This is a genomic window from Pedococcus sp. P2_E4, assembly GCF_056403935.1.
In genome coordinates this window covers 1-21,340 of record NZ_JBFUEO010000020.1, presented here as the reverse complement: position 1 = coordinate 21,340, position 21,340 = coordinate 1, and the positions used below count along the sequence as shown (strand labels likewise).

The window sequence follows — 21,340 nt, the reverse complement described above, 5'->3', positions numbered from 1 at the left end:
ACCACTGTTCATCGGCTACCTGCTGTTCATCGCCGCCGGGCTCACCTTCTGCGTCACGATGGGGGTGCTGCACCGGTGAAGGCCTGGGTTCGCGGCAACAGCCTCACCCTCGCCTTCAGCGTCCTGCTCGTGGTGGCCCTCGTCGGCCAGGCCCTGACGGGGCAGGCGTCCTACAACGAGTCCGCCCTCGACGCGGGCCTGCCCGGCCTCGGGCTGGGCGAGTACCTCACGTCGTCGCAGTTCGCCGTCGACGTCGCCGAGAACTGGCAGTCGGAGTACCTGCAGTTCCTGCTCTACATCCTGCTGACGGTGTGGCTGGTGCAGAAGGGCTCGCCGGAGTCCAAGCCCCTCGACAAGGCAGGACGCGAGTCGGACAAGGACCAGAAGGTCGGCCGCTACGCGGACGCACGGTCTCCGCGCCTGGCGAAGGTCGGCGGCTGGGTCACGGCGGTGTACTCGCGCTCGCTGGGGCTCACCATGGGTGTGATCTTCGCCGGTTCCTGGGGTGCCCAGCTGGTCGCCGGGCGCAGCGCCTACAACGCCGAACAGCTGAACGACCTCCAGGAGCCGCTGGGGTGGGGTGGCTACCTGCACGCGGCCGACTTCTGGAACCGCACCTTCCAGAACTGGCAGTCGGAGTTCCTCGCCGTCGGCAGCATGGTGGTGCTGAGCATCTACCTGCGAGAGCGCGGGTCCCCTGAGTCCAAGCCGGTGGGGGAGTCGCACGAGGCGACGGGCATCGAGGGCTAGGCGCCAGACACCTCGGCCCGGCCCTGCAGCGCACCGGAACGGATCTGTCGATGAAGATCCAGGCCAAGGACTGCGCCCAGGGCGGGATCTTCCAGATGGAACCCGAGCGCGGCGACCGCACCACCACGCGCGTCACCCACACCTTGGCCTCGTCGTCGGTCGCCGGGCTCACGCCCTTCTACTTCGACAACCCGAACTGCCGGTCGCGGGCCGGCCAGTTCCTGGGCTCGGGCTGCACCAGCGTCACGACCGGCCCCCCCGGACAGTTCTGCGTCCAGGTGACCCCGCGGGTCAACATCGCCAACGACCTGTCGCCCCGCTTCGTAGCCCGGGACAGTGCCCAGGTCGCCACCCGCGTGCCCCAGTCGGCGTGCAACACGGCCACCCCGGTGAGTCCAAGCGTCCGGCACTGCGGCGGTATGTCGGTATGGGACGTCGCGAGCGGCGGTCGCCTGGGCTTCGTCACCGGTGAGGATGCGACCGAGGTCGCCAACCCGCCGACCACGTGCACCACTGACTGCCAGGCACAGAACCAGGTGCGCGGTCGGCTCGCCGTCCTCGGCCATCCGTTCCCGGTCCCCGCAGGGAGCAGGCTGGTGCCCCGCGTGGCGACGACCACCCCCTGAGCACCGCCACGGACCCCCTCGCCGTCATCAGGGAGGGGGTCCAGCGGCTGCGCGACGTGGCCTGGGTCAGGCCTTGCGGGCGATCTGCTGGTCCGGGTCGAGCAGGTCGAAGACGCGGCTGACGATCCCCTGGTCACCGGCCAGCACCAGGCAGCCTTCCCGGTTGGCGTCGAGCATCGCGGAAACGCACGTCGAGTCGCAGAACGTGAGCCGGGAGACGTCGACGACGACAGCGGTGCGGTGGTGCGTCAGGGCCAGGTTGAGCGCACGCTCCACCGTGGACTGCGTGCTGAGGTCGGCTTCTCCTGCGAGCTCGACCACCCACACCGAACCCTCGTCGCGATGCGTGACGGTCAGGAGGTTAGGGCGCTCGGACATTGACGCTCTCCGTTCGCGCATGGGGTCGCGGGCGGGCGTTGGCGAGGCCTGCAGACGTGGGACCACCGTCAGCGAGGGGCGGTCATGTGCATCGGGCTGGTTCATCCTGGGCTCCCCGGTTCGCAGTGAACCACCGGGTCCGGGGCGGCCGAGCAGAGCCAGCCTACGCCTGACGGAGGCCGAGCACACTGGCTCAAAGGGGCCACCCCTGGGCAGTGGTCACTGTCGCCATGCCCCGGCCTCCCCGCGGTCGGGCGACTAGGCTGGCACTGAACGACCACCACGCTCGGAGGCGCTGGTGCGTTCACGCGCGTGAAGCCGACCGTCCAGCGAAGGGCACCATGTCATGGGTGAGGCAGAGAGACGGGTCGACAGTGCCAACCGGCTGATCGACGCCGAACCCGAGTCGCCCACGGGCGCGACGGGGGTCTTCGGGCGGATGCAACGACTCTGCTCGGCCCTGACCCGGAACCTGCCGGCGTCAGGCGCGGGGGTCAGCGTGCTGACCGGTGACAGCTATCGCGGTGGCACCGTGGCGGCGCACGGCGCGGGCAGCCGCCGGCTCGAAGAGCTCCAGTTCACCTTGGGGGAGGGGCCCTGCATCGACGCCTACGCCTCGCGAAAGCCCGTCCTCGAGCCGGACCTCGTCGGCCACGGGGTCCGGCGCTGGCCCGGCTATGCGGCCGCGGCGCACCAGGAGGGGGTCCGGGCAGTGTTCGCCTTCCCGTTGCAGATCGGGGCTGCCCGCGCAGGAGCCCTCGACATCTACAGGGACGAGCCGGGCTCGCTCACGACCGTGGCGTTCGCCCAGGCGGAGACGTTCGCCGAGATCGCCATGCGGTTGCTGCTCGACAACCAGGCCGTGGCCAGGGACGGACACACCCACACCGACCTGGACGACGCGCTGGCCTACCGCCTCGAGGTCTACCACGCCCAGGGCATGGTCATGGTCGACCTCGGCGTGAGCATCGAGGAGGCCATGGCGGTCCTCCGGGCCCACGCCTTTGCCAACGAACGCACCCTGAACGATGTCGCCGCCGACATCGTCGCGGGTAGCCTGAGACTGACTCGGGACGAGCCGTGACCAGCTGTGACAGGTCACGGGCACCACGGCCGGGCCCGGGCCGGAAGGGATCGCACGATGATCGCCGCTGAGCGCCTTGCCGAGATCTTCCTCGACGCCGCCGACACCTTGGTCGACGACTTCGACGTCGTCGAGTTCCTCGAGACCCTCACGCACCACACGGCGCAGGTCAGCAGCGCTGCGTTCGCCGGCCTGCTCCTGGCCAGCCCGAGCGGTCAGCTCCAGTACATGGCGTCCTCGGCCGAGTCCGTCAAGCTGCTGGAGCTCTTCCAGCTCCAGCACCACGAGGGCCCCTGCCTGGACTGCTTCCGGACCGGTCAACCCGTGGTCAACGCCGACCTCCGTTCGGCGACCGCGCAGTGGCCGCTGTTCGCCCCGCACGCCCTGGACGCCGGCTTCCAGTCCGTCCACGCCTTCCCGCTGCGGCACCAGCGCAAGGTGATCGGTGCCCTCAACCTCTTCAGCAGGGACACCGGGCCCCTCGACGCCCAGGACGCCCGGGTCATCCAGGCATTGGCGGACATCGCGACCATCGCCTTGCTGCAGGAGCGCACCATCCGCAGCGGTGAGGTGCTCACCGAGCAGCTGCAGAGCGCGCTCAACAGCAGGATCATGATCGAGCAGGCCAAGGGAGCCTTGGCCAGGATGCTCGGCGTCGACGTCGGCACCGCGTTCGAGGTCATGCGGCGCTATGCCCGCAACAACCACCACCGTCTGGGCGAGGTCGCGCAGGCCGTGATCACCGACCCCGGCAGCCATCCCGAGCTCACCGGCGCGGGCCGCTAGCCGACCTGCGGCTGGTCGTGGCGGCGGTACATCGCCGTCATGGTCCCGTTCGGGTCGAGTCGGCCGAGGACGGCGTCGGCGATCTCCGTCAGCTGTCCGATCTGCTCCGGGGTGAGGGCGTCGATGACGTGCTCACGCACCGCCTCGACGTGGCCTGGCGCGGCGGCGACGACCTTGCGCCACCCCGACGCCGTGAGCCGGGCGTTGGTGGCACGCCCGTCCTGCGGGCAGGGGAACCGCTCGACCAGGCCGCGGTCCTCGAGCCGCTTGACCACGTGCGATAGCCGGGGCAGCGTCGCGTTGGTCTGCCCGGCCAGCGCCGTCATGCGCAGCGTCCGGCTCGGGGCCTCGGACAGCATGGCCAACACGTAGTAGTCGAAGTTCGTGAGCTCCGCGTCGCGGCGCAGCTGGGAGTCCAGCACCCCGGGCAGCAGCTCCACCACGGCGGCGAGCCGCACCCAGGCAGCCAGCTCCCGCTGGGTCAGCCATCTCGTGTCCATCCGACCATGATCCCACATCGGTTGTCGGAACAACTAATCCTGTGCTAGCGTTACTTGAAGCATCAACTAAACCCCCAGACACAAGGAGTACGACATGACCACCGTGAGCATCCTCGGCAAGGGCACCATGGGCACCGCGATCGCAGGCATCGTCGAGCGGGGCGGCAACGTCGCGGAGTCGTTCGACAGCAAGGACACCGACAAGCCCGTGACCGGCGACGTCGTCGTGCTGGCCGTGCCGTACCCCGTCGTCAAGGACGTGCTGACGCAGCGGGCCGACCAGCTCGCCGGCAAGATCGTCGTCGACATCACCAACCCGCTGGACTTCGAGACCTTCGACTCGCTCACGGTCGCGCCAGACTCCTCGGCCGCAGCTGAGATCGCCGCCGCGCTGCCGACCTCGCACGTCCTCAAGGCGTTCAACACCAACTTCGCCGCCACCCTGTCGTCGGGCACCGTCGGCGACGCGGCCACGACCGTCCTCATCGCCGGTGACGACGCCGACGCGAAGGCGTCGCTCGCCGAGATCGTGACCGCTGGTGGCCTCGTGGCGACCGACTCCGGCTCGTTGCGGCGCGCTCGTGAGCTCGAGTCGCTCGGTTTCCTGCAGATCACCCTGGCCGCCGCCGAGAAGGTCGGCTGGACGGGCGGGTTCGCCGTCAAGGCCTGACGGCCGCTCGCGCCCACCACTGGGCGCCCACCACAGGGCGCCGTATGGCGTGTGGTTCCCCGGCTGGGTCAGACCCAGCTGGGGAACCACATCCGCAGGTGCCACTGGCTCTGCGGGATCACCTGCGCGGTGTAGACCGGCCAGAAGAACGCGAACACGGCGAGCGTGAGGAGGCAGTAGCCGCCCACGACGTAGAGGCCGAGCTCACGGCGCCGCCACGGGTCGGTGCGCTTCCCGAGCACCAGGCCCAGGAGGAAGACGACCGCGAGGATGACCCACGGCTCGAACGCCACCGTGTAGAAGGAGTAGATGGTGCGCTCCTCGAGGCTGAACCACGGCAGGTAGCCCCCGGCGAGCCCCGCGAGGATCGCGCCCGCTCGCCAGTCGCGCCGCGCGGCCCACCAGAAGAGCACGAACACGATCGCCACCGCGCCGAGCCACCACGTCGTGACCGTGCCGATCGAGGTGATCGCCTTGGAGCACTGCTCCACCATGCACCCGTCGGCACCGCGCTTGGGCCCCTCGTAGAAGAACGACGTCGGCCGGCCCTGCACCACCCACGACCACGGGTTGGTCCGGTACGGGTGGTTGTCGTGCAGGCTGACGTGGAACTTCAGGATCTCCTGGTGGTAGTGCCACAGGGACCGCAGCGCGTCCGGGACCCATGGTGTGTCGCGGGACGGGTGGATGGCGCCCCACTGCCGGTCGTACCCGGTGCTGGACAGGAACCATCCCACCCACGACCCGACATACGTGACCAGGGCCAGGCCGCACATGACGATGGCCGCGGGCAGCCCGTCGCGCAGGATCATCGCCCAGAACCAGTGCCGCACGCCGACGGCCCGTCTGGCGCCGAGGTCCCACAGCACCGTCATCAGGCCGAACGCGACGAGGAAGAACAGCCCCGACCACTTCGTGCCGGCGCACAGGCCGAGGCAGACGCCCGCAACCCAGCGCCACGGCCGCAGCCCCATCGACGGACCGAACCGGCGGGTGAGGTCGGCCGGTGGCAGGGCGGCGACCCGCTCGGCGAGGATCGCCCGGGACCGGTCTCGGTCGATCAGGAGGGCGCAGAAGGCGGCGAGGGCCCAGAACATGACGATGAGGTCCAGCAGCCCCGTCCGTGACTGGACGAAGTGGTGGCCCTCGAACGCGACGAGGAACGCGGCCAGCGTCCCGAGCAGCGTCGAGCCGAACATCCGCCTCGCCGCGCGGCCGATCATGAGGATCGACAGCGTCCCCAGCACGCACACCGAGAACCGCCAGCCGACCGACGACGTCTGCCCGAACAGCTGCTCTCCGGCGGCGATGACCCACTTGCCGACCGGCGGGTGCACGACCAGGTCGCCCTCGGTGCCGAAGACATCGGGTGTGCCGGCGGTGAAGAGCTCGTCGGGCTTCTTGAGGGTGCCGGGCACCCGCATCTCGACGCCGTACTCCAGCATCGAGACGCCCTGCTTGACGTAGTACGTCTCGTCGAAGACCAGCTGGTGGGGCCGGCCCAGCGACCAGAACCTCATGAGCCCGCCGACGACCGCGAAGAACAGCGGCCCGAGCCAGCCCCAGAGCGCATCCGTGGGTTGGAGTCCGAGCAGCCGAGATCGCAGCTCCTCGACCCGGGTCATGCGCGCCATCGTATGCAACGCCGCGGTGGGGCCGGACGACGCGGTGGCGAGAGCAGGTCGTGTGCGTGACACGGCTCCCTGGCACCGTGGGGGTCACTCGACTGCTGACAGGATGGCCCGGTGAGTACCGACCCCGGCGTCCTGGTCCTGGCTGCGACGCCGATCGGCGACCCCCGGGACGCGGCCCCCCGGCTCGCGGCCGAGATCGAGGCCGCGGACGTGGTCGCCGCCGAGGACACGCGACGGCTGCGGCGGCTGTGCGCCGACCTCGGCGTGAAGCCACGTGGGACGGTCCTCAGCTACCACGAGCACAACGAGGCCTCCCGGACACCAGAGCTCGCCGAGCGGCTGCGTGCCGGTGACCGGGTCGTGGTCGTGACGGACGCCGGTATGCCGTCGGTGTCCGACCCTGGCTACCGCCTGGTCTCCGCGGCGGTGGACGCCGGGGTGAGGGTCACGTGCGTGCCCGGCCCGAGCGCCGTGCTGATGGCGCTCGCGGTCTCGGGCCTGCCCGTGGACCGGTTCTGCTTCGAGGGGTTCCTGCCGCGCAAGCCGGGGGAGAAGGCGCGGATGCTCGCAGGCCTCGCCGACGAGCGCCGGACGATGGTGTTCTTCGAGGCGCCCCACCGCATCGACGCCACCCTGGAGGCGATGGCGCAGGCGTTCGGCCCTGACCGGCGAGCGGCTGTATGCCGTGAGCTCACCAAGACCTACGAGGAGGTGCGCCGCGGCCCGGTGGCCGAGCTGGCCACCTGGGCCGCGGAGGGGGTGCGCGGTGAGATCACCGTCGTGGTCGCCGGGGCGACGCCCAGGGCGACCTCGCTCGAGGAGGCGCTGCCCGGCATACGGGAGCGGGTCGCGGCAGGCGAGCGGCTCAAGGACGTGGCGTCCGACGTGGCGGCGAGCACGGGCCTGTCGAAGAAGGCGCTGTACGACGCGGCCGTGGAGGCTGGCCGCCTCAGGTGAGCCAGCCGAGGTGGTCCTTGAGCAGGGCGTAGCCCACGAAGGCCACCACGTCGAGCAGCGTGTGCGCCACGACGAGGGGACCCACGCGCCGCGTGCGGGTGTAGACCCAGCCGAACAGCAGCCCCATCGCGAGGTTGCCGGCGAAGCCGCCGAAGCCCTGGTAGAGATGGTAGGAGCCGCGGATCAGCGCTGACACGACGATCACGGTCGGCACGGACCAGCCGGCGCGCAGCCAGCGCGAGAACAGGTAGCCGACCATGACGACCTCCTCGAGGACCGCGTTCTGGGCGGCCGCCAGCACCAGCACCGGGATGGTCCACCAGTGGTCGGTCAGGTTGGCGGCGGCGATCGTGGTGTTGAGGCCCGCGGCCTTGGCCGCCGCGTAGAGACCGAGCCCGGGCAGGCCCACCGCCGCAGCGAGGGCGGCGCCACGCAGCAGGTCGCGGGCCGGCTGGCGCCAGTCGAACCCGATCGCGTGCCGGGCGTCCGGGCGGTCTCGGGTCATCAGGTGCAGGGCGAGGGCGACCGGCACCAGCGCGACCACGATCCCCACGAGCTGGTAGGCGAGGTCGAGCCAGGGTCGGTCCGGCGTGACCGAGTTGTTCATGCCCGTCGTCTGCTGGTTGAGCGCGACGTTCTGGGTGAGCTTGTTGACGATCGACAGGACCGACCAGACCGCCGAGGCGCCGAGGCTCACCCCGAGCACGAGCACCGTCTCGGCCAGCAGGGTGCGCCGCGAGGGCGCGGACACGGGCACCGTCATGCGACCAGTGTCGCGGTGGCGGCTGACCCGCTCACGCGAGGGCGGCCCGTTGGTCCCGTCGACGACGCCAGCGACGGACCTTGAACCAGAGCCAGATGAGCAGCCAGGCGAGGGCGACGAGCGCCACCACGACGAGGACCGGGATGAACAGCGCCACGAGGCTGAGGCCGACCGAGGCGCCGTCCTCGACGGTCGAGGCGATCGGTGCGCCGAAGCCGAGGGTCCCGGCGTTGATCGCCGGGCGGGCGACGGTCTTGCCGGTGTGGACGAGCCCGGAGGTGATGATGCCGAGCACGACGCCGACCCAGGGGTTCTGGGTCATCCACGTGGAGTGGTCGAGCCCTTCGGCAGCCGAGGTGGCGGCGAAGATCAGCCCGCCCATGCTCGGGCGGATGAACGTCTGCACGGCGTCGTTGACGGTGTCGACCGCAGGGACCTTGTCGAGGACGACCTCGGTCAGCAGGAGGACGGCCCCCGCGCCGATGGCCCACCACGACTCGATCCACGAGTACGACTGGGGGAGCGTGAGGAAGTCGGTGAAGCGCGCGACCAGCGCCACGATGAGGAACGGGATGTAGGCGTTGAGCCCCGCTGCCGCGGACAGCCCCATGCCGGTCAGTGCGGCGATCATCGGACACCTCCAGTCGTGGTGCGGTGCACCTGTCGAGACATGTCTACTGGACGCCGGGCCGCGGTGCCGGGTTCCGCGCGGGGGAGCAGGGAGTGCCGGGGCAGCCCGGCCAGGACCGTTCACCGATTGCGTGCTGGTTACCGGCCCGTCGGGCGGCCGAGTCTGCTTGAGTCGTGGACTGTCCGATGTAACCGCTTACATCCCGCTGTGTCCGCACACACGGCATTTCGAGGAGGAAACTTCGATGACGTCCCCACGTGTCCTGGCCGTCCTGGTGGCCTGCCTGCTGGCGGTGGTCGGGGCCGCACCGTCGGCACTCGCCGCCGACTCCGGTGACCGCTCCCAGACAGGCTCCCAGACGGGATCCGGGGCAGGCTCCGGCTCCACTGACGTCGCGGTCATCGCCCACCGCGGCTCCGGCGCCATGGCTCCCGAGAACACCCTCGCCTCGGTGCAGCTGGCGCTCAAGCAGGGCGCCGACTACATCGAGAACGACATCATGCGCACCAAGGACGGCGCGCTGGTCATCACGCACGACCGGCAGCTCACCCGCACCACCGACGTCGAGCAGGTCTTCCCCGACCGCGCGCCGTGGAACGTCGCCGACTTCACGCTGGCCGAGATCAAGCAGCTCGACGCGGGGTCGTGGTTCAGCTCGGCGTACGCCGGACAGCGGATCCTGACGCTGCGCGAGTGGGTCGAGGCGATCGGTGGCCGCGCCAGCATGCTGCTGGAGGCCAAGGACCCGTGGGCCTTCCCCGGCATCGAGCGCGACATCGACAAGGAGCTGCGCTCCATCCCCGCGTTCGGCAAGGCGCTCGCGTCCGGTCGGGTCCTCATGCAGGCCGGGGACCAGCCCTGGCTCAGGGCGTACCACGACCTGGCACCCGACGTGCCCGTCGCGCTGCTGCACTACGGGGTCCCGACCGACGAGGAGCTGGTGGCCGGCAGCCTGTGGCTGGACGCCTTCAACCCGGCCCTGGGCAACATGAACGAGGCGATGGTCGACCGCATCCACGAGCTGGGGATGCAGACCCACGTCTGGACCGTGAACTTCGGTGGCGACATGAGCCGCGGCATCTCGTGGGGCGTCGACGGGATCATCACCGAGGGTGCGCACGTCCGCACCCGGCACACCTCTGTCTGGGTCTTGGCTGGCACTCCAGCTCAGGCGTCACCACGCTTGCGGGCGACGATCTGGCCGAGCACCGAGTAGCCGACGAGCAGGTGCAGGGCTCCCACGACGCGGGCGAGCGACGGGCCACCGATCGCGAGGGACGGCACGGTGACGACGGCCCAGCTCTCGGCGACCATCGGCCAGAACCGCGAGACGCCCTGCCAGCGACCGGCGATGGCGATCCGGACGCCGATCGCGAACATGCCGAGCATCGACAGCGGCCAGCACAGGTCCAACATCAGCCAGCCGGGCTGGGTCAGGTCCGACAGACGCAGCGCGTCGACGGTGGTCGAGCCGATCGCCAGGCTGAGGACGACGGCCTCGGCGCGCAGGAAGAAGCGGGCCAGGCGGCCGGAGCCGAGTGCCTGCGAGCGCCACAGCACGCGGAGCAGCGCCATGACGCCGAGCTGGAAGAAGCCGGAGCCGATCGCGAACCCGACGAGTGGCACGGTCTTGTCGCCGGGGTCGGCGCCGAACAGGGCGATGGCGATCGACCACGCGACGGCGCCGGCGGTGAGGATGGTGCCGTGGACGCGGTACGGGTAGGTGCGCCCGGGGCGGCCGGACGTCGTGGGGGTGGCCAGGTCCGAGCGGGCCGGAGCCGGGGTCTGGGTGAGCGACATGGTGTTCTCCTCGAACGGTTCTCGGCACCCGGTCGGTGCCGCTGACCAGAACTGTCCGGCGCCCGCCGGCCCGGGAGTCAGGGAGCGGTGTCCCTGATCTCGTCCCGTCGTCGTGTCCCGTGAGGTCGGGACGGCAATCCCCTGACGACGGGACAGCCTCGCGGGCAGACTGGCGCGGTGACCGCTGCCACCGACCTCGTCGCGCCCGCATCGGCGCTGCGGGTGCGCGGCCGCCTGGTGCCGACGCTCCTGGTCGCCGGCCTCCTCGGGGTCGTGGTCGGCTGTCTCGTCCTGGACGCGATGGCCACCGACGCGCAGCGGGCGACCTACGTGTCCGAGCGCGGGGCCGTCAGCGGGTCGATCGGTGCGTTCGTGGGGCTCTGCGGAGCGGCGATCCTCGCCTTCCGGCCGCGGCACGTCGTGGGGGTCGTCCTCGCCGCGACCGGCGCCTTCTGGGCGGTCGACGGACTGTGCGAGTCGTATGCCGTGGTGGGCCTGCACGAGCGGCCGGTGCTGCCCCTGAGTGGGCTGGCCTTCTGGGTCGTCTCGGAGGCGGGGTCGTTCCTCCTCGTCGCGTTGCCCGTGCTGCTCGTGCTCTACCCGAGCGGCCGGCTTCCCGAGGGGCGCTGGCGCCCCGTGGGCGTGGCTGCCCTCGCGATGTCGCTCGCGCTGCCGCTCAGCCTGGTGCTCGCGCCCGACAGCGCGATCTACGACGGGAGGCTGCCCGACGACGTGGTGGCGCTGCTGCCCGGGGTGGCGCTGCCCCTGTCGGACGCCGCCGCCGTCGTGACCATCCGGGTCGGCCAGGTGCTCACGATGCTGGCGATGCCGCTGGCCGCCGCGGTCGTCTTCGCCCGGCACGCGCGGTCGACCGGGGAGGAGCGGACCCAGCTGCGCTGGCTGCTCTGGGCGGCGATCGTCTGCCTACTGGCCGGCGGCGTGATGCTCCTCGACGTGAACGGGCCGGTCGGGTTCGCCGCCCTGGTGCTGGCCCTCGTCGCCACCAGTGTCTCCCTCGTGATCGGCGTGGTGCGGCCCCAGACGGGGGACATCGACGCGCTCGTCGGGGGCACGCTCGTCTACGGCGGCATCGCGGCCGGGTTCGTGGTGCTCGACCTGCTGGTCCTCGCCGGTGCCGCCGCGCTGCTCGGGGACCGGTTCGAGGAGCGGCAGGTCACCGTGCTCGTCCTCGTGCTGGCCGTGGCGGCCTACGGCCCGCTGCGGTCGTGGCTCACCGCGCAGGTGCGCCGGCGGGTGCTCGGTCGACGCGGCCAGCGGTACGAGGTGGTGTCGGCACTGGCCGAGCGGCTCGAGCAGTCCGGTGGGCTGGAGGAGCAGCTGCCGACCCTGGCGACGGCCGTGGCGGAGGCCTTCCGGGTGCCCTGGGTCAGGGTCGAGGTCCTCGGCCGCGGCGGGGAGGGGGTCGCGGCGACGCACGGCAGCACCCCGTCGGCGACCCGGTCGTTCCCGATCTCGTACCGCGGCGAGCGGATCGGGTCGATCGAGCTGCCCGACGGCGGCATCCGGGGGATGCTGTCGCGCCGCGACCAGGTGCTCCTCGTCGACGTCGTCCGGCAGGCCGCCATCGCCGTGCGCAGCAGCCTGCTGGCTCGCGACCTCCAGGAGTCGCGCGAACAGCTCGTGCTCGCCCGCGAGGACGACCGCCGACGGATCCGCCGGGACCTGCACGACGGGCTCGGCCCGGTCCTCGGCGGGGTGGCGATGCGGCTGGACGCCGCGGGCAACGCCGTCGACAGCGACCCCGAGACCGCCCGCCGGCTGGTCCTGCAGTCGCGCGCCGAGATCACCGAGGCGCTCGCCGACGTGCGACGGCTGGTCCACGGGCTGCGGCCCCCGGCCCTCGACGACCTCGGCCTGCTCGCGGCCGTCCAGCAGCAGGCCGAGCGGCTGCGCACGTCGGGCCTGGACGTACGGGTCGAGGCCGACGAGGTCTCGGGGCTGCCCGCGGCCGTGGAGGTCGCGGCATACCGGATCGTGTCGGAGGCCCTCACGAACGTGGGGCGGCACGCAGCCGCCGCCGCGTGCACGGTCACCCTGCGGGTGGTCGACGGAGAGCTGGCCGTGCAGGTGCGTGACGACGGCGGCGGCATCGCGGAGGATGTGGTGGCAGGGGTCGGGTTGCGGTCGATGCGTGAGCGGGTCGACGAGCTCGGCGGACGGTATGACGTGGTGTGCCCGCCGCAGGGTGGGACGACAGTGAGGGCGTGGTTGCCGATGGCGCAGGGCAGGGCATGAACGGCGGGCCGATCCGCGTGCTGGTCGCCGACGACCACCCCGTCTTCCGCGACGGGCTGGCCACGCTGCTCGAACCGCACCCCGACATCGAGGTCGTCGGTCGCGCGGCAGACGGGGTCGAGGCGGTCGCGCTGGCCGCGTCGGTCCACCCCGACGTGGTGGTGATGGACATCCAGATGCCGAACCTCAACGGGATCGAGGCGACCCGGCAGATCGTGGCGAGCCAGCCGGGGGTCGGCATCCTGGTGTTCACCATGGGCGAGGACGACGGCACCCTGCTGTCCGCGATGCGGGCCGGGGCCCGCGGCTACCTCGTCAAGGGAGCGTCGCAGGACGAGGTCACCCGGGCGATCACCGCGGTCCACGCGGGGGGCGTCGTGTTCGGGGCCTCGCTGGCCTCGCGGATCGGTGAGCTGCTGGCGCCGTCGGCCGCCCGGGAGGCCACGCAGTTCCCGATGCTGACCGAGCGTGAGCGTGAGGTGCTGGACCTCATCGCCGCCGGCCGGTCCAACGGGCAGATCGCCAGCGAGCTGTTCCTCGCACCCAAGACGGTGCGCAACAACGTGTCGGCGATCCCCCGAGGTGTGGGCCAGGCGCACCGACGTGAGCCGAGCGGGACGCCGTCAGCAGGGGCGCCCGCTGAGGGCGTCGTCGGAGACCGCAGCCTTGCCGCCGATCGCGGTGATGAAGTCGGGCTGGATGCGGTTGACCTCGGCGTACGGCTTCGCGGGAACGCAGGTCGGCCGGGTCAGCAGCAGCGAGACGTCCCCGAGGACCCCCACCGCCGGCGTCGCAGCCAGCGCGTCGGGGTAGGACAGCCCGTTGGTCAGGAAGACCTCGGTGGCATCGGTGGCCACCGGGAACGACGCCTTCGACAGCCGCGCCGAGGTGTCGTATCGGTCCACCCCGCCGATCCGGACGACGGTCGGCGCGTACCCCTTGAGCTGGGTGAAGGCCGCGGTCGAGATCGCGCCCGTCCCACCGAGGGCGACGATCTTGGCCGGCTTGATCTGGGCCAGTGCGCCCGCGGTCCAGTCGTTGAGCCGGTCCCGCGGGGTGAGCAGCAGCGGTGCGCCGTCGAGCGCTGCCGCTGCTCCACCGCTCAGGGCGTCGGCGAAGGTCGCGCCGTTCGCGACGTAGACCACGTCGGGGTAGTTCGGGGTGTTACCCACCCAGGTGGTGGCGTAGTTCGCCAGGCGCATCGCGGTCTCGTACCGGTCGCCACCGGCCTCGCGATAGACCTCCTTGGTGTCCGCGAGGGCCTTGAGCTGGGTGGCCATGCCCGCGCTGACGGCGCCGGTGCCGCCGAAGATCGTGATGTAGCTGGGCTTGAGCCGCTTCAGCTCGGTCGCCACCACGGTCGGCAGCGTGCCGCTCCTCGGGACCAGCAGCAGCGGCTCGCCCTGGCTCGCCGCCGCGGGCCCACCAGCCAGGGCGTCGGGGAAGTTCTCGCCCGATGCCACGTAGACGTGCTGGCCGTAGGCCGCGCCGTCGTCCCAGACGCTGCTGGAGATCGCGACTGCGGTGGCGTAGCGGTTGGCGCCGCCGAGGCGGCCGAGGGCAGGCTCCGCCGCGGACGCTGCGACGAGCGAGTCCCGCCGCTGGTCGGCGCTGGCGGTCGAGGTCATCGAGCCCTTCGAGGTCGCGGCCTGGGACGGTGCGGCGACAAGGGCGGTGGCGACGGCTGCGAGCGTCGCGAGGGCAAGGATGCGGGACGGGCGGTGGCGCGGCATGGCTGTGGATCCCCCTGGGGCGTGAGTATGGCGGTCACAGGGTACGTGGATCACGGCCGCGACACGCTCCTTTCGGCACCTCGGCGAGTGGGCTGCATACGGACGGGCCGGAAACCCGCTTGGCACCCACCCCTAGGATTCGAGCCATGAAGGTCCTCTCCGCCGTCRCCTGGCCGTACGCCAACGGCCCGCGGCACCTCGGCCACGTGGCCGGGTTCGCCGTGCCCTCCGACGTGTTCAGTCGGTACATGCGGATGGCAGGCAACGACGTCCTCATGGTCAGCGGGTCGGACGAGCACGGCACCCCGATCCTCGTCCTCGCCGACAAGGAGGGCGTGACCGCCCAGGAGCTCGTCGACAAGAACCACGCGATCATCGCGGCGGAGCTCGCCGACCTGGGCTGCTCCTACGACCTCTACACGCGCACCACGACGGCCAACCACTACTCGGTCGCGCAGGAGCTGTTCACCCAGGTCTGGAAGAACGGCTACATGGTCGAGCAGACCACGCGCGGAGCCATCTCGCCGTCGACCGGGCGCACCCTGCCCGACCGCTACATCGAGGGCACCTGCCCGATCTGCGACTACCCCGAGGCCCGCGGCGACCAGTGCGACAACTGCGGCAACCAGCTCGAGCCGACCGACCTCATCAACCCGAGGTCCAAGGTCAACGGCGAGGTCCCGGAGTTCATCGAGACCCAGCACTTCTTCCTCGACCTGCCGGCGCTCGCGGATGCGCTGCGCGAGTGGCTCGAGGGTCGCGCCGAGTCGGGCACGTGGCGCCCCAACGTCATCAAGTTCAGCCTCAACATCCTCGACGAGATCCGCCCGCGCGCGATGACCCGCGACATCGACTGGGGCATCCCGGTGCCGCTCGAGGGATGGGTCGACCAGCCGGCCAAACGCCTCTATGTCTGGTTCGACGCGGTCATCGGCTACCTCTCGGCGTCGGTCGAGTGGGCTCGGCGCCAGGGCGAGCCCGACCGCTGGCGCGAGTGGTGGAACGACCCCGAGGCCCTGTCCTACTACTTCATGGGCAAGGACAACATCACCTTCCACTCCCAGATCTGGCCGGCAGAGCTCCTCGGGTATGCCGGTCGCGGCAGTCGTGGGGGAGAGCCCGGTGAGTTCGGGGTGCTCAACCTGCCGACCGAGGTCGTGTCGAGCGAGTACCTCACGATGGAGGGCAAGCAGTTCTCCACCTCGCGCGGCTACGTCATCTACATTCGCGACGTCCTCGACCGATACGGGCCGGACGCGATCCGCTACTACATCTGCGCTGCGGGCCCGGAGAACCAGGACGCGAACTTCACCTGGGCGGAGTTCGTCCAGCGCAACAACTCCGAGCTCGTCGCGGGCTGGGGCAACCTCGTCAACCGCACTGCCGCGATGATCGCCAAGAACTTCGGCGAGGTCCCGAAGCCCGGGGCGCTCGAGCCTGTCGACGAGGCGGTGCGCGCCAAGGTGCTCGCGTCCTTCGACACGGTCGGCGGCCTGCTGGCCAAGCAGCGGATCAAGTCGGCGGTCGCCGAGGCGATGCGCACCGTCGGCGAGGTCAACAAGTACGTCACCGACACCGAGCCGTTCAAGCTCAAGGGTGACGACCAGCGCGAGCGGCTGGCGACGGTCCTCCACACGCTGGCCCAGTGCGTGGCCGACCTCAACCGGGTGCTGGCGCCGTTCCTGCCCCACTCGTCCAACCAGGTGCATGCGGCGTTCGGAGGCGAGGGCGGGTTCATGCCCATGCCCGAGCTGCGCGACGTCCAGGGGCTCGACGACTCCGACGCTGGGCGCACCTACCCGATCATCACCGGCGAGTACTCCGGGACCCCGCAGTGGGCGTCCGTGCCGGTCGTCGTCGGGGCCACTGTGGTAAAGCCCACACCGATCTTCACCAAGCTCGACGAGTCGGTGGTCGAGGACGAGCTCGCCCGGCTCGAGCAGAGCTGACGACCGGGGCCCCCGAGCAGAGCTGGCGAGCGGACGAGATGGCACCGGAGCAGGGCAGGGAGAGCGGCGGCCGCAGCGGTCACGGGCGGGTGCCCGACGCCCCCGACGCGCTGCCCATCCCGGTCGTCGACAACCATACGCACCTCGACATCGCGCGCGACGGTGAGGACGCCCCCGACGTGGCCGCCGCGCTCGCCGCAGCCAGGGCAGTCGGCGTCGACCGCGTCGTCCAGATCGGGTGCGACCTGCCGGGCGCACGGTTCACGGTCGAGATGGTGGACCAGCACCCGGCGATGCTGGGCGGCGTGGCCCTCCACCCCAACGAGGCGCCCAGGCTCGCCGCGAGGGGGGAGCTCGACGCGGCCTACGCGGAGATCGAGGTGCTGGCGGCCCACCCCAGGGTGCGGGTCATCGGCGAGACGGGGTTGGACTACTACCGCACGGGCCCTGAGGGCGCTGGGGCGCAACAGGATTCGTTCCGCTGGCACATCGACCTCGCCAAGCGCACCGGCAAGGCCCTGCAGATCCACGACCGCGACTCGCACGACGACGTGCTGCGCATCCTCGAGGAGGAGGGGGCGCCCGACCGGACGGTCATGCACTGCTTCTCCGGCGACGTGTCGATGGCCCGCACCTGCGCGGACCGCGGCTACTTCCTGTCGTTCGCGGGCACGGTGACGTTCAAGAACGCGCGCGGGCTGCGGGACGCCCTGTCGGTCACGCCGCTCGACCGGGTCCTGGTCGAGACCGACGCCCCCTACCTGACCCCCGCGCCGTGGCGGGGAGCCACGAACGCGCCCTACCTCGTGCCCCTCACCGTGCGGGCCATGGCCGGCGTGATGGGGGTCGCCGTGCCGACGCTGTGCGAGGCGGTCAGCGCCAACTCCGAGGCGGTCTACGGGCCCTGGTGACGGGCTCCTGAGCCCGCCGGACGCCGCCGGACGCCGCCGGACGCCGGCGCGGCGACCCCGCGGCGACCATCTACCGGATGGACGCCAGGACTTGGCCAAGGACTGGGGATTCCGTTATCGAAATTTGACCTTTGTCCGCTACCACGTCATGGTTGATGACTGTTGGCCGGGGTCGGAGACCTCGGGCGACGTGAGCGGGGGCGCTCAGACTGCCACGACGGCAGGCCTGATCCGCCCCCTCACCATGTAGCGGCCCGAGCCGCATCCGCATGGGACACGACGCCCGAACCGATGCCCGGGGAGCACGAACTCTGGAGCATCGTGATCAATCGTCCCGTCAGGCGTATCGCCCAGGCTGCTGTGGTGACCACCCTCGTCGCCGGCGCCGTCGGCGTCTCGCACCTCGACAAGTCCGTCACCCTGTCCGTCGATGGCAAGACCTCCACGGTCCACGCCTTCGGCAGCACCGTGGGTGACATCCTCAGCAAGCAGGACATCCGCGTCGGCTCGCACGACGTCGTCGTCCCGGCCCCGGGCGCTGCGGTGTCGGACGGCCAGAAGGTCGTCGTCCGCTACGGCCGCAAGCTGACGGTGACCATCGACGGCACGACCCGTGAGTACTGGACGACTGCCACGACGGTCGACGCAGCCCTCCAGGAGCTCGGCATCCGTGCCGACTCCGCCAAGCTCTCCGCGTCGCGTTCGCAGACGCTGGGCCGCCAGGGCCTGGTCCTCTCCGTGACCACCCCCAAGGACGTCGTCGTCCGGGTGGACGGCAAGAACCTCACCGGCACCTCCACCGGCGCCACCGTGGGTGACGTCCTCACCGAGCTCGGCGTGCGTCAGGACTCCGACGACCGCGTGAAGCCCGGCCTCACGACCGCGGTCACCGACGGCCTCAAGATCGCCGTCCAGCGCGTGACCGCCTCCCAGGTCAAGGCGACGCAGGTCGTCCCGGCCCCGGTCACCAGGAAGTCCGACTCGACGCTCTACAAGGGCCAGACCAAGACGCTCAAGGCCGGCTCCGACGGCGCCAAGGTCGTGACCTACAAGATCATCAAGGTCGACGGCAAGGTCGAGAGCAAGAAGGCGATCGGCTCCACCGTGACCGAGCAGCCGGTGGCCAGGGTCCTCGCGGTGGGCACCAAGTCGCGCCCGAGCACCCCGGCCCCCAGCGCCGGCAACACCTCCGGCGCAGGCATCAACCTCTCCAACGCCGCGATGTGGGACCGCATCGCCCAGTGCGAGTCCGGTGGCAACTGGTCGATCAACACCGGCAACGGCTACTACGGCGGCCTGCAGTTCGCGACGTCGTCCTGGCTGGCCAACGGTGGCGCCGACTTCGCCCCGCGCGCCGACCTCGCGTCGCGCGCCGAGCAGATCACCGTCGCCAACCGCTACTACGCCAAGGCGGGCCTCGGCCCCTGGGGTTGCGCGCACGCTGCGTGACCTCGCCTGACGGCACCGTGACGGCGCCCCGGACCACCTCGGTCCGGGGCGCCGTCGCATGCCCTCCTCCGGGCGTCGCCGCGCCGGGCCCTAGGCTTCCGTCCATGTCCGAGCACGAGCCGAGCGGCTTCCTGGGCGCCGCCCAGATCCGTGAGATCGCGGCCGCGCTGGGCGTGCGACCCACCAAGCAGTGGGGCCAGAACTTCGTCGTCGACGCCAACACCGTCAAGCGGATCGTGCGGCTCGCCGGTGTGGGACCGCACGACAGCGTGGTCGAGGTCGGCCCCGGGCTGGGGTCCCTCACCCTCGCCCTGCTCCCCGAGGTCGGACACGTCACGGCGGTGGAGGTGGACCCGACCCTCGCGGCGGCGCTGCCGGGCACGGTGGCCAGGCTCGCCCCGGCATACGCCTCACGGCTCACCCTCGTGCAGGCGGACGCGATGCAGGTGCGCGAGCTGCCCGACCCGCAACCCACGGCCCTGGTCGCGAACCTGCCGTACAACGTCTCCGTGCCCGTGGTGCTGTCGTTCCTCGAGGCGTTCCCGACGCTCGAGCGGGTCCTCGTCATGGTGCAGCTCGAGGTGGCCGAACGGCTGGCCGCGGTGCCGGGGTCGAAGGCCTACGGCGTGCCCAGCGTCAAAGCCGCCTGGTATGCCGCGGTGCGGCTCGCGGGGACCGTGCCCCGCAGCGTGTTCTGGCCGGTCCCGAACGTCGAGTCCGGGCTCGTGCTGATGGAGCGCCGGGCGCTGCCCGACACGACGGCGAGCCGGCGCGACACCTTCACCTGCATCGACGCCGCGTTCGCCCAGCGGCGCAAGACCCTGCGTGCCGCGTTGTCGGGCTGGGCCGGGTCGGCGCCCCGGGCCGAGGAGTGCCTGCGCGCGGCCGGGATCGACCCCCGGACCCGCGGCGAGCAGCTCGGGATCAGCGAGTTCGCCGCCATCGCCGCCGCTCGCGCGGGACTGGGAGACGCGTAGCGGCATCCGGCGTCAGCCGCCGGTGCCAGGGCAGGCGACTGTGGTCGGGTCACCGCTCCGGCCCGCCGGCGGACGGCTGGCGACGAGGTCGGCGGCGCGGTCGCGCGAGAGGTTCCACTCCAGCCAGTCGTCCCTCGACCCCGCGTCGCGGAACCGCGTCACGCACGCGAACTCGGTGTCGCCGAGCTGCCAGATGGCCGGGTAGGCGTCGGTCGACAGGTCGCCGAGGTACTGCCAGTCGATCCCGACGGTCGAGGTGTCGCGGGCCAGGTTGTGCTCCGCGATGTAGAGGTCGGGGTTGAACACCGCGAGGCCGAGCAGGCCGACCGCGCCGAGCCGCACCGCCACGGGGACGAGCCAGCCGCGGGCGCGCACGACACCCGCGGCCATGACGAGCAGGACCACGACCCCGAGCCAGCCCTCGAACACCGACACCAGCAGGCGCAGGCGGGTGAAGCCGTAGGCCTCCTCGTACAGGCTCATCCGGTGCAGGGCCGACACGACGACGACGATCGTCATCGCGCACAGGGCGCCGAGGGCGAGGTCGCGGACCCGGCCCGGAGCGGCCTTGCGCGCTGCCCAGCCGACCACCGTCAGGGTCAGGATGGTGGCGACCGTGAGCTGCCCGAAGCCCTGGTGCACGTAGTCGGCGTAGGTCAGCCCGGTGGTGCGCTGGAGGTAGTCGTGCCCACCGAACAGCGCGGTCGCCTGGGCGATGAGGAACAGCGCGAACATGGCATTGACGGCCATGACCGGCGCGAGCCACTCGAACGTGCGGCGGCTCGGCGCTCCCGGCAGGCGGACCCGGTCGACAGCCGGCGGGGCGAGGCTCACGAAGGCCGCGGCGAGGGTGCCGGACGCGGTGAAGACCGCCAGGACGAACCGGGCCGGCAGGTCGTTCCACGTGATGTCGGGTGTGATCGCGTCGACCCACGAGGCGAACAGCGCGTCCGCGGAGGCGAAGAGTGCCCCGAAGACGAGGAGCAGCACGATCGAGAGCGCCGTCGCCCGGGCAGCGGGGATCCACGTCTGGATGCTGCTGCGCGGCTTGAGGGTGCGCCCCAGCCAGGGCAGACCCCGTATGGCGGCGAGCGGCACCGCCGCAGCCGTCGCCAGCAGCGCCAGGACCGAGGCCGCCCGGGTCGAGTTGACCGCCACGAGGGCGAGGCCCGCGAGCAGGCACAGGATGGTGATCCAGTGGGCGTCGCGGACGAACAGGGTGGCGATCAGCAGGCCCACGAGCCCGGCGTCGAGCGTGTCGAGCCGACTCCACCGCCGCCCGTGGGCTGCCACGGAGCCGCCTGCACCGACCTCGCCCGGTCTGGTGGCGTCGACGGGTGACGCGCCACGGGAGCGCCACGCTCGCGCCCCGAGCACGGTGCCGGCGATCGCCGCGAACACCAGGGCCGTCCCGATGCCGGCGTTGCGCTCCGGCAGCACGACGGCGGCCAGGACTCCGGCGGCGACGGCGCAGGCCACGATGCCG

The 21,340-nt window shown here is 71.5% G+C and carries 20 protein-coding genes and 1 pseudogene; 13 read left to right on the top strand and 8 right to left on the bottom strand.

Going from position 1 to position 21,340, the window contains the following annotated elements; translation table 11 throughout:
* The first annotated feature begins 75 nt into the window (after nucleotides 1-75).
* Nucleotides 76-750, top strand: a complete 675-nt coding sequence (locus AC1DV7_RS10975) for a DUF6766 family protein (RefSeq protein WP_477597159.1) — start codon at nucleotides 76-78, stop codon at nucleotides 748-750.
* Nucleotides 751-800: 50 nt separating this feature from the next.
* The gene (locus AC1DV7_RS10970; RefSeq protein ID WP_477597158.1) at nucleotides 801-1,376 is read left to right on the top strand and encodes a hypothetical protein; all 576 of its coding nucleotides are present in this window, start codon (nucleotides 801-803) and stop codon (nucleotides 1,374-1,376) included.
* A 66-nt stretch (nucleotides 1,377-1,442) separates the two neighbouring features.
* Here AC1DV7_RS10970 and AC1DV7_RS10965 read toward each other — a convergent pair whose 3' ends face one another.
* Complete coding sequence (locus tag AC1DV7_RS10965; protein WP_477597157.1) at nucleotides 1,443-1,754, bottom strand: STAS domain-containing protein; 312 nt, start codon at nucleotides 1,752-1,754, stop codon at nucleotides 1,443-1,445.
* A 346-nt stretch (nucleotides 1,755-2,100) separates the two neighbouring features.
* Here AC1DV7_RS10965 and AC1DV7_RS10960 point away from each other — a divergent pair, with 346 nt between their 5' ends.
* Nucleotides 2,101-2,838: a GAF and ANTAR domain-containing protein gene (locus AC1DV7_RS10960; RefSeq protein WP_477597156.1), complete on the top strand. Its 738-nt coding sequence runs from the start codon at nucleotides 2,101-2,103 to the stop codon at nucleotides 2,836-2,838.
* Between the two features lie 57 nt (nucleotides 2,839-2,895).
* Complete coding sequence (locus AC1DV7_RS10955; protein ID WP_477597155.1) at nucleotides 2,896-3,624, top strand: GAF domain-containing protein; 729 nt, start codon at nucleotides 2,896-2,898, stop codon at nucleotides 3,622-3,624.
* Here the strand turns inward: AC1DV7_RS10955 and AC1DV7_RS10950 are convergent.
* The gene (locus tag AC1DV7_RS10950) at nucleotides 3,621-4,124 is read right to left on the bottom strand and encodes a MarR family winged helix-turn-helix transcriptional regulator (protein WP_477597154.1); all 504 of its coding nucleotides are present in this window, start codon (nucleotides 4,122-4,124) and stop codon (nucleotides 3,621-3,623) included. The two genes, AC1DV7_RS10955 and AC1DV7_RS10950, sit on opposite strands and share 4 nt — an antisense overlap.
* 94 nt (nucleotides 4,125-4,218) lie before the next feature.
* On the opposite strand from AC1DV7_RS10950, the gene AC1DV7_RS10945 reads away from it, so the two are divergent.
* Complete coding sequence (locus AC1DV7_RS10945) at nucleotides 4,219-4,794, top strand: NADPH-dependent F420 reductase (RefSeq protein WP_477597153.1); 576 nt, start codon at nucleotides 4,219-4,221, stop codon at nucleotides 4,792-4,794.
* A gap of 68 nt (nucleotides 4,795-4,862) precedes the next feature.
* Here the strand turns inward: AC1DV7_RS10945 and AC1DV7_RS10940 are convergent, their stop codons facing one another.
* The gene (locus AC1DV7_RS10940) at nucleotides 4,863-6,419 is read right to left on the bottom strand and encodes a dolichyl-phosphate-mannose--protein mannosyltransferase (protein WP_477597152.1); all 1,557 of its coding nucleotides are present in this window, start codon (nucleotides 6,417-6,419) and stop codon (nucleotides 4,863-4,865) included.
* Nucleotides 6,420-6,539: 120 nt separating this feature from the next.
* On the opposite strand from AC1DV7_RS10940, the gene rsmI reads away from it, so the two are divergent.
* Nucleotides 6,540-7,385 carry a 16S rRNA (cytidine(1402)-2'-O)-methyltransferase gene (gene rsmI, locus AC1DV7_RS10935; RefSeq protein WP_477597151.1) on the top strand — a complete coding sequence of 282 codons (846 nt, stop codon included), beginning with the start codon at nucleotides 6,540-6,542 and terminating at the stop codon, nucleotides 7,383-7,385.
* On the opposite strand, the gene AC1DV7_RS10930 is transcribed toward rsmI, so the two are convergent.
* Entirely contained in the window at nucleotides 7,378-8,148 is a 771-nt protein-coding gene (locus tag AC1DV7_RS10930; RefSeq protein ID WP_477597150.1) for a CPBP family intramembrane glutamic endopeptidase, read from the bottom strand. The two genes, rsmI and AC1DV7_RS10930, sit on opposite strands and share 8 nt — an antisense overlap.
* A gap of 31 nt (nucleotides 8,149-8,179) precedes the next feature.
* Nucleotides 8,180-8,779: a DUF4126 domain-containing protein gene (locus tag AC1DV7_RS10925; RefSeq protein WP_477597149.1), complete on the bottom strand. Its 600-nt coding sequence runs from the start codon at nucleotides 8,777-8,779 to the stop codon at nucleotides 8,180-8,182.
* 244 nt (nucleotides 8,780-9,023) lie between these two features.
* Here AC1DV7_RS10925 and AC1DV7_RS10920 point away from each other — a divergent pair, with 244 nt between their 5' ends.
* Nucleotides 9,024-9,995, top strand: coding sequence for a glycerophosphodiester phosphodiesterase family protein (locus AC1DV7_RS10920; protein WP_477597148.1), 972 nt, complete (start codon nucleotides 9,024-9,026; stop codon nucleotides 9,993-9,995).
* Here AC1DV7_RS10920 and AC1DV7_RS10915 read toward each other — a convergent pair.
* On the bottom strand, nucleotides 9,947-10,579 hold the full coding sequence (locus AC1DV7_RS10915; protein ID WP_477597147.1) for a hypothetical protein: 633 nt from the start codon (nucleotides 10,577-10,579) through the stop codon (nucleotides 9,947-9,949). The genes AC1DV7_RS10920 and AC1DV7_RS10915 overlap by 49 nt on opposite strands.
* A gap of 177 nt (nucleotides 10,580-10,756) precedes the next feature.
* On the opposite strand from AC1DV7_RS10915, the gene AC1DV7_RS10910 reads away from it, so the two are divergent.
* Nucleotides 10,757-12,835, top strand: coding sequence for a sensor histidine kinase (locus AC1DV7_RS10910; protein WP_477597146.1), 2,079 nt, complete (start codon nucleotides 10,757-10,759; stop codon nucleotides 12,833-12,835).
* A pseudogene (locus tag AC1DV7_RS10905) lies at nucleotides 12,832-13,398 on the top strand (response regulator); the annotation flags it as partial. The gene AC1DV7_RS10910 and the pseudogene AC1DV7_RS10905, both read left to right, overlap by 4 nt.
* A 60-nt stretch (nucleotides 13,399-13,458) precedes the next feature.
* On the opposite strand, the gene AC1DV7_RS10900 reads toward AC1DV7_RS10905, so the two are convergent.
* Nucleotides 13,459-14,568 (bottom strand): cell wall-binding repeat-containing protein, encoded by a 1,110-nt coding sequence (locus tag AC1DV7_RS10900; protein WP_477597145.1) that lies wholly within the window; start codon nucleotides 14,566-14,568, stop codon nucleotides 13,459-13,461.
* 146 nt (nucleotides 14,569-14,714) lie between these two features.
* Between AC1DV7_RS10900 and metG the strand changes: the two genes are divergently transcribed.
* The 4 genes from metG (at nucleotide 14,715) to rsmA (ending at nucleotide 19,854) form a co-directional block, all read left to right on the top strand.
* A complete protein-coding gene (gene metG / locus AC1DV7_RS10895) occupies nucleotides 14,715-16,517 on the top strand; it encodes a methionine--tRNA ligase (protein ID WP_477597144.1) in 1,803 nt (600 codons plus the stop codon).
* Between the two features lie 38 nt (nucleotides 16,518-16,555).
* Entirely contained in the window at nucleotides 16,556-17,428 is an 873-nt protein-coding gene (locus AC1DV7_RS10890; protein ID WP_477597143.1) for a TatD family hydrolase, read from the top strand.
* 363 nt (nucleotides 17,429-17,791) lie between these two features.
* Nucleotides 17,792-18,877, top strand: coding sequence for a ubiquitin-like domain-containing protein (locus AC1DV7_RS10885; RefSeq protein WP_477597142.1), 1,086 nt, complete (start codon nucleotides 17,792-17,794; stop codon nucleotides 18,875-18,877).
* A 104-nt stretch (nucleotides 18,878-18,981) separates the two neighbouring features.
* Nucleotides 18,982-19,854: a 16S rRNA (adenine(1518)-N(6)/adenine(1519)-N(6))-dimethyltransferase RsmA gene (rsmA, locus tag AC1DV7_RS10880; RefSeq protein WP_477597141.1), complete on the top strand. Its 873-nt coding sequence runs from the start codon at nucleotides 18,982-18,984 to the stop codon at nucleotides 19,852-19,854.
* Between the two features lie 12 nt (nucleotides 19,855-19,866).
* Here rsmA and AC1DV7_RS10875 read toward each other — a convergent pair.
* The coding region (locus AC1DV7_RS10875) for a DUF4153 domain-containing protein (protein ID WP_477597140.1) at nucleotides 19,867-21,340 on the bottom strand (1,474 nt) is incomplete at its 5' end.

Coding starts and splice junctions, on each gene's coding strand:
- AC1DV7_RS10970 (WP_477597158.1), top strand. CDS start 801: ATGAAGATCCAGGCCAAGGACTGCGCCCAGGGCGGGATCTTCCAGATG.
- AC1DV7_RS10965 (WP_477597157.1), bottom strand. CDS start 1,754: ATGTCCGAGCGCCCTAACCTCCTGACCGTCACGCATCGCGACGAGGGT.
- AC1DV7_RS10960 (WP_477597156.1), top strand. CDS start 2,101: ATGGGTGAGGCAGAGAGACGGGTCGACAGTGCCAACCGGCTGATCGAC.
- AC1DV7_RS10955 (WP_477597155.1), top strand. CDS start 2,896: ATGATCGCCGCTGAGCGCCTTGCCGAGATCTTCCTCGACGCCGCCGAC.
- AC1DV7_RS10950 (WP_477597154.1), bottom strand. CDS start 4,124: ATGGACACGAGATGGCTGACCCAGCGGGAGCTGGCTGCCTGGGTGCGG.
- AC1DV7_RS10945 (WP_477597153.1), top strand. CDS start 4,219: ATGACCACCGTGAGCATCCTCGGCAAGGGCACCATGGGCACCGCGATC.
- AC1DV7_RS10940 (WP_477597152.1), bottom strand. CDS start 6,419: ATGACCCGGGTCGAGGAGCTGCGATCTCGGCTGCTCGGACTCCAACCC.
- AC1DV7_RS10930 (WP_477597150.1), bottom strand. CDS start 8,148: ATGACGGTGCCCGTGTCCGCGCCCTCGCGGCGCACCCTGCTGGCCGAG.
- AC1DV7_RS10925 (WP_477597149.1), bottom strand. CDS start 8,779: ATGATCGCCGCACTGACCGGCATGGGGCTGTCCGCGGCAGCGGGGCTC.
- AC1DV7_RS10920 (WP_477597148.1), top strand. CDS start 9,024: ATGACGTCCCCACGTGTCCTGGCCGTCCTGGTGGCCTGCCTGCTGGCG.
- AC1DV7_RS10915 (WP_477597147.1), bottom strand. CDS start 10,579: ATGTCGCTCACCCAGACCCCGGCTCCGGCCCGCTCGGACCTGGCCACC.
- AC1DV7_RS10900 (WP_477597145.1), bottom strand. CDS start 14,568: ATGCCGCGCCACCGCCCGTCCCGCATCCTTGCCCTCGCGACGCTCGCA.
- AC1DV7_RS10890 (WP_477597143.1), top strand. CDS start 16,556: ATGGCACCGGAGCAGGGCAGGGAGAGCGGCGGCCGCAGCGGTCACGGG.
- rsmA (WP_477597141.1), top strand. CDS start 18,982: ATGTCCGAGCACGAGCCGAGCGGCTTCCTGGGCGCCGCCCAGATCCGT.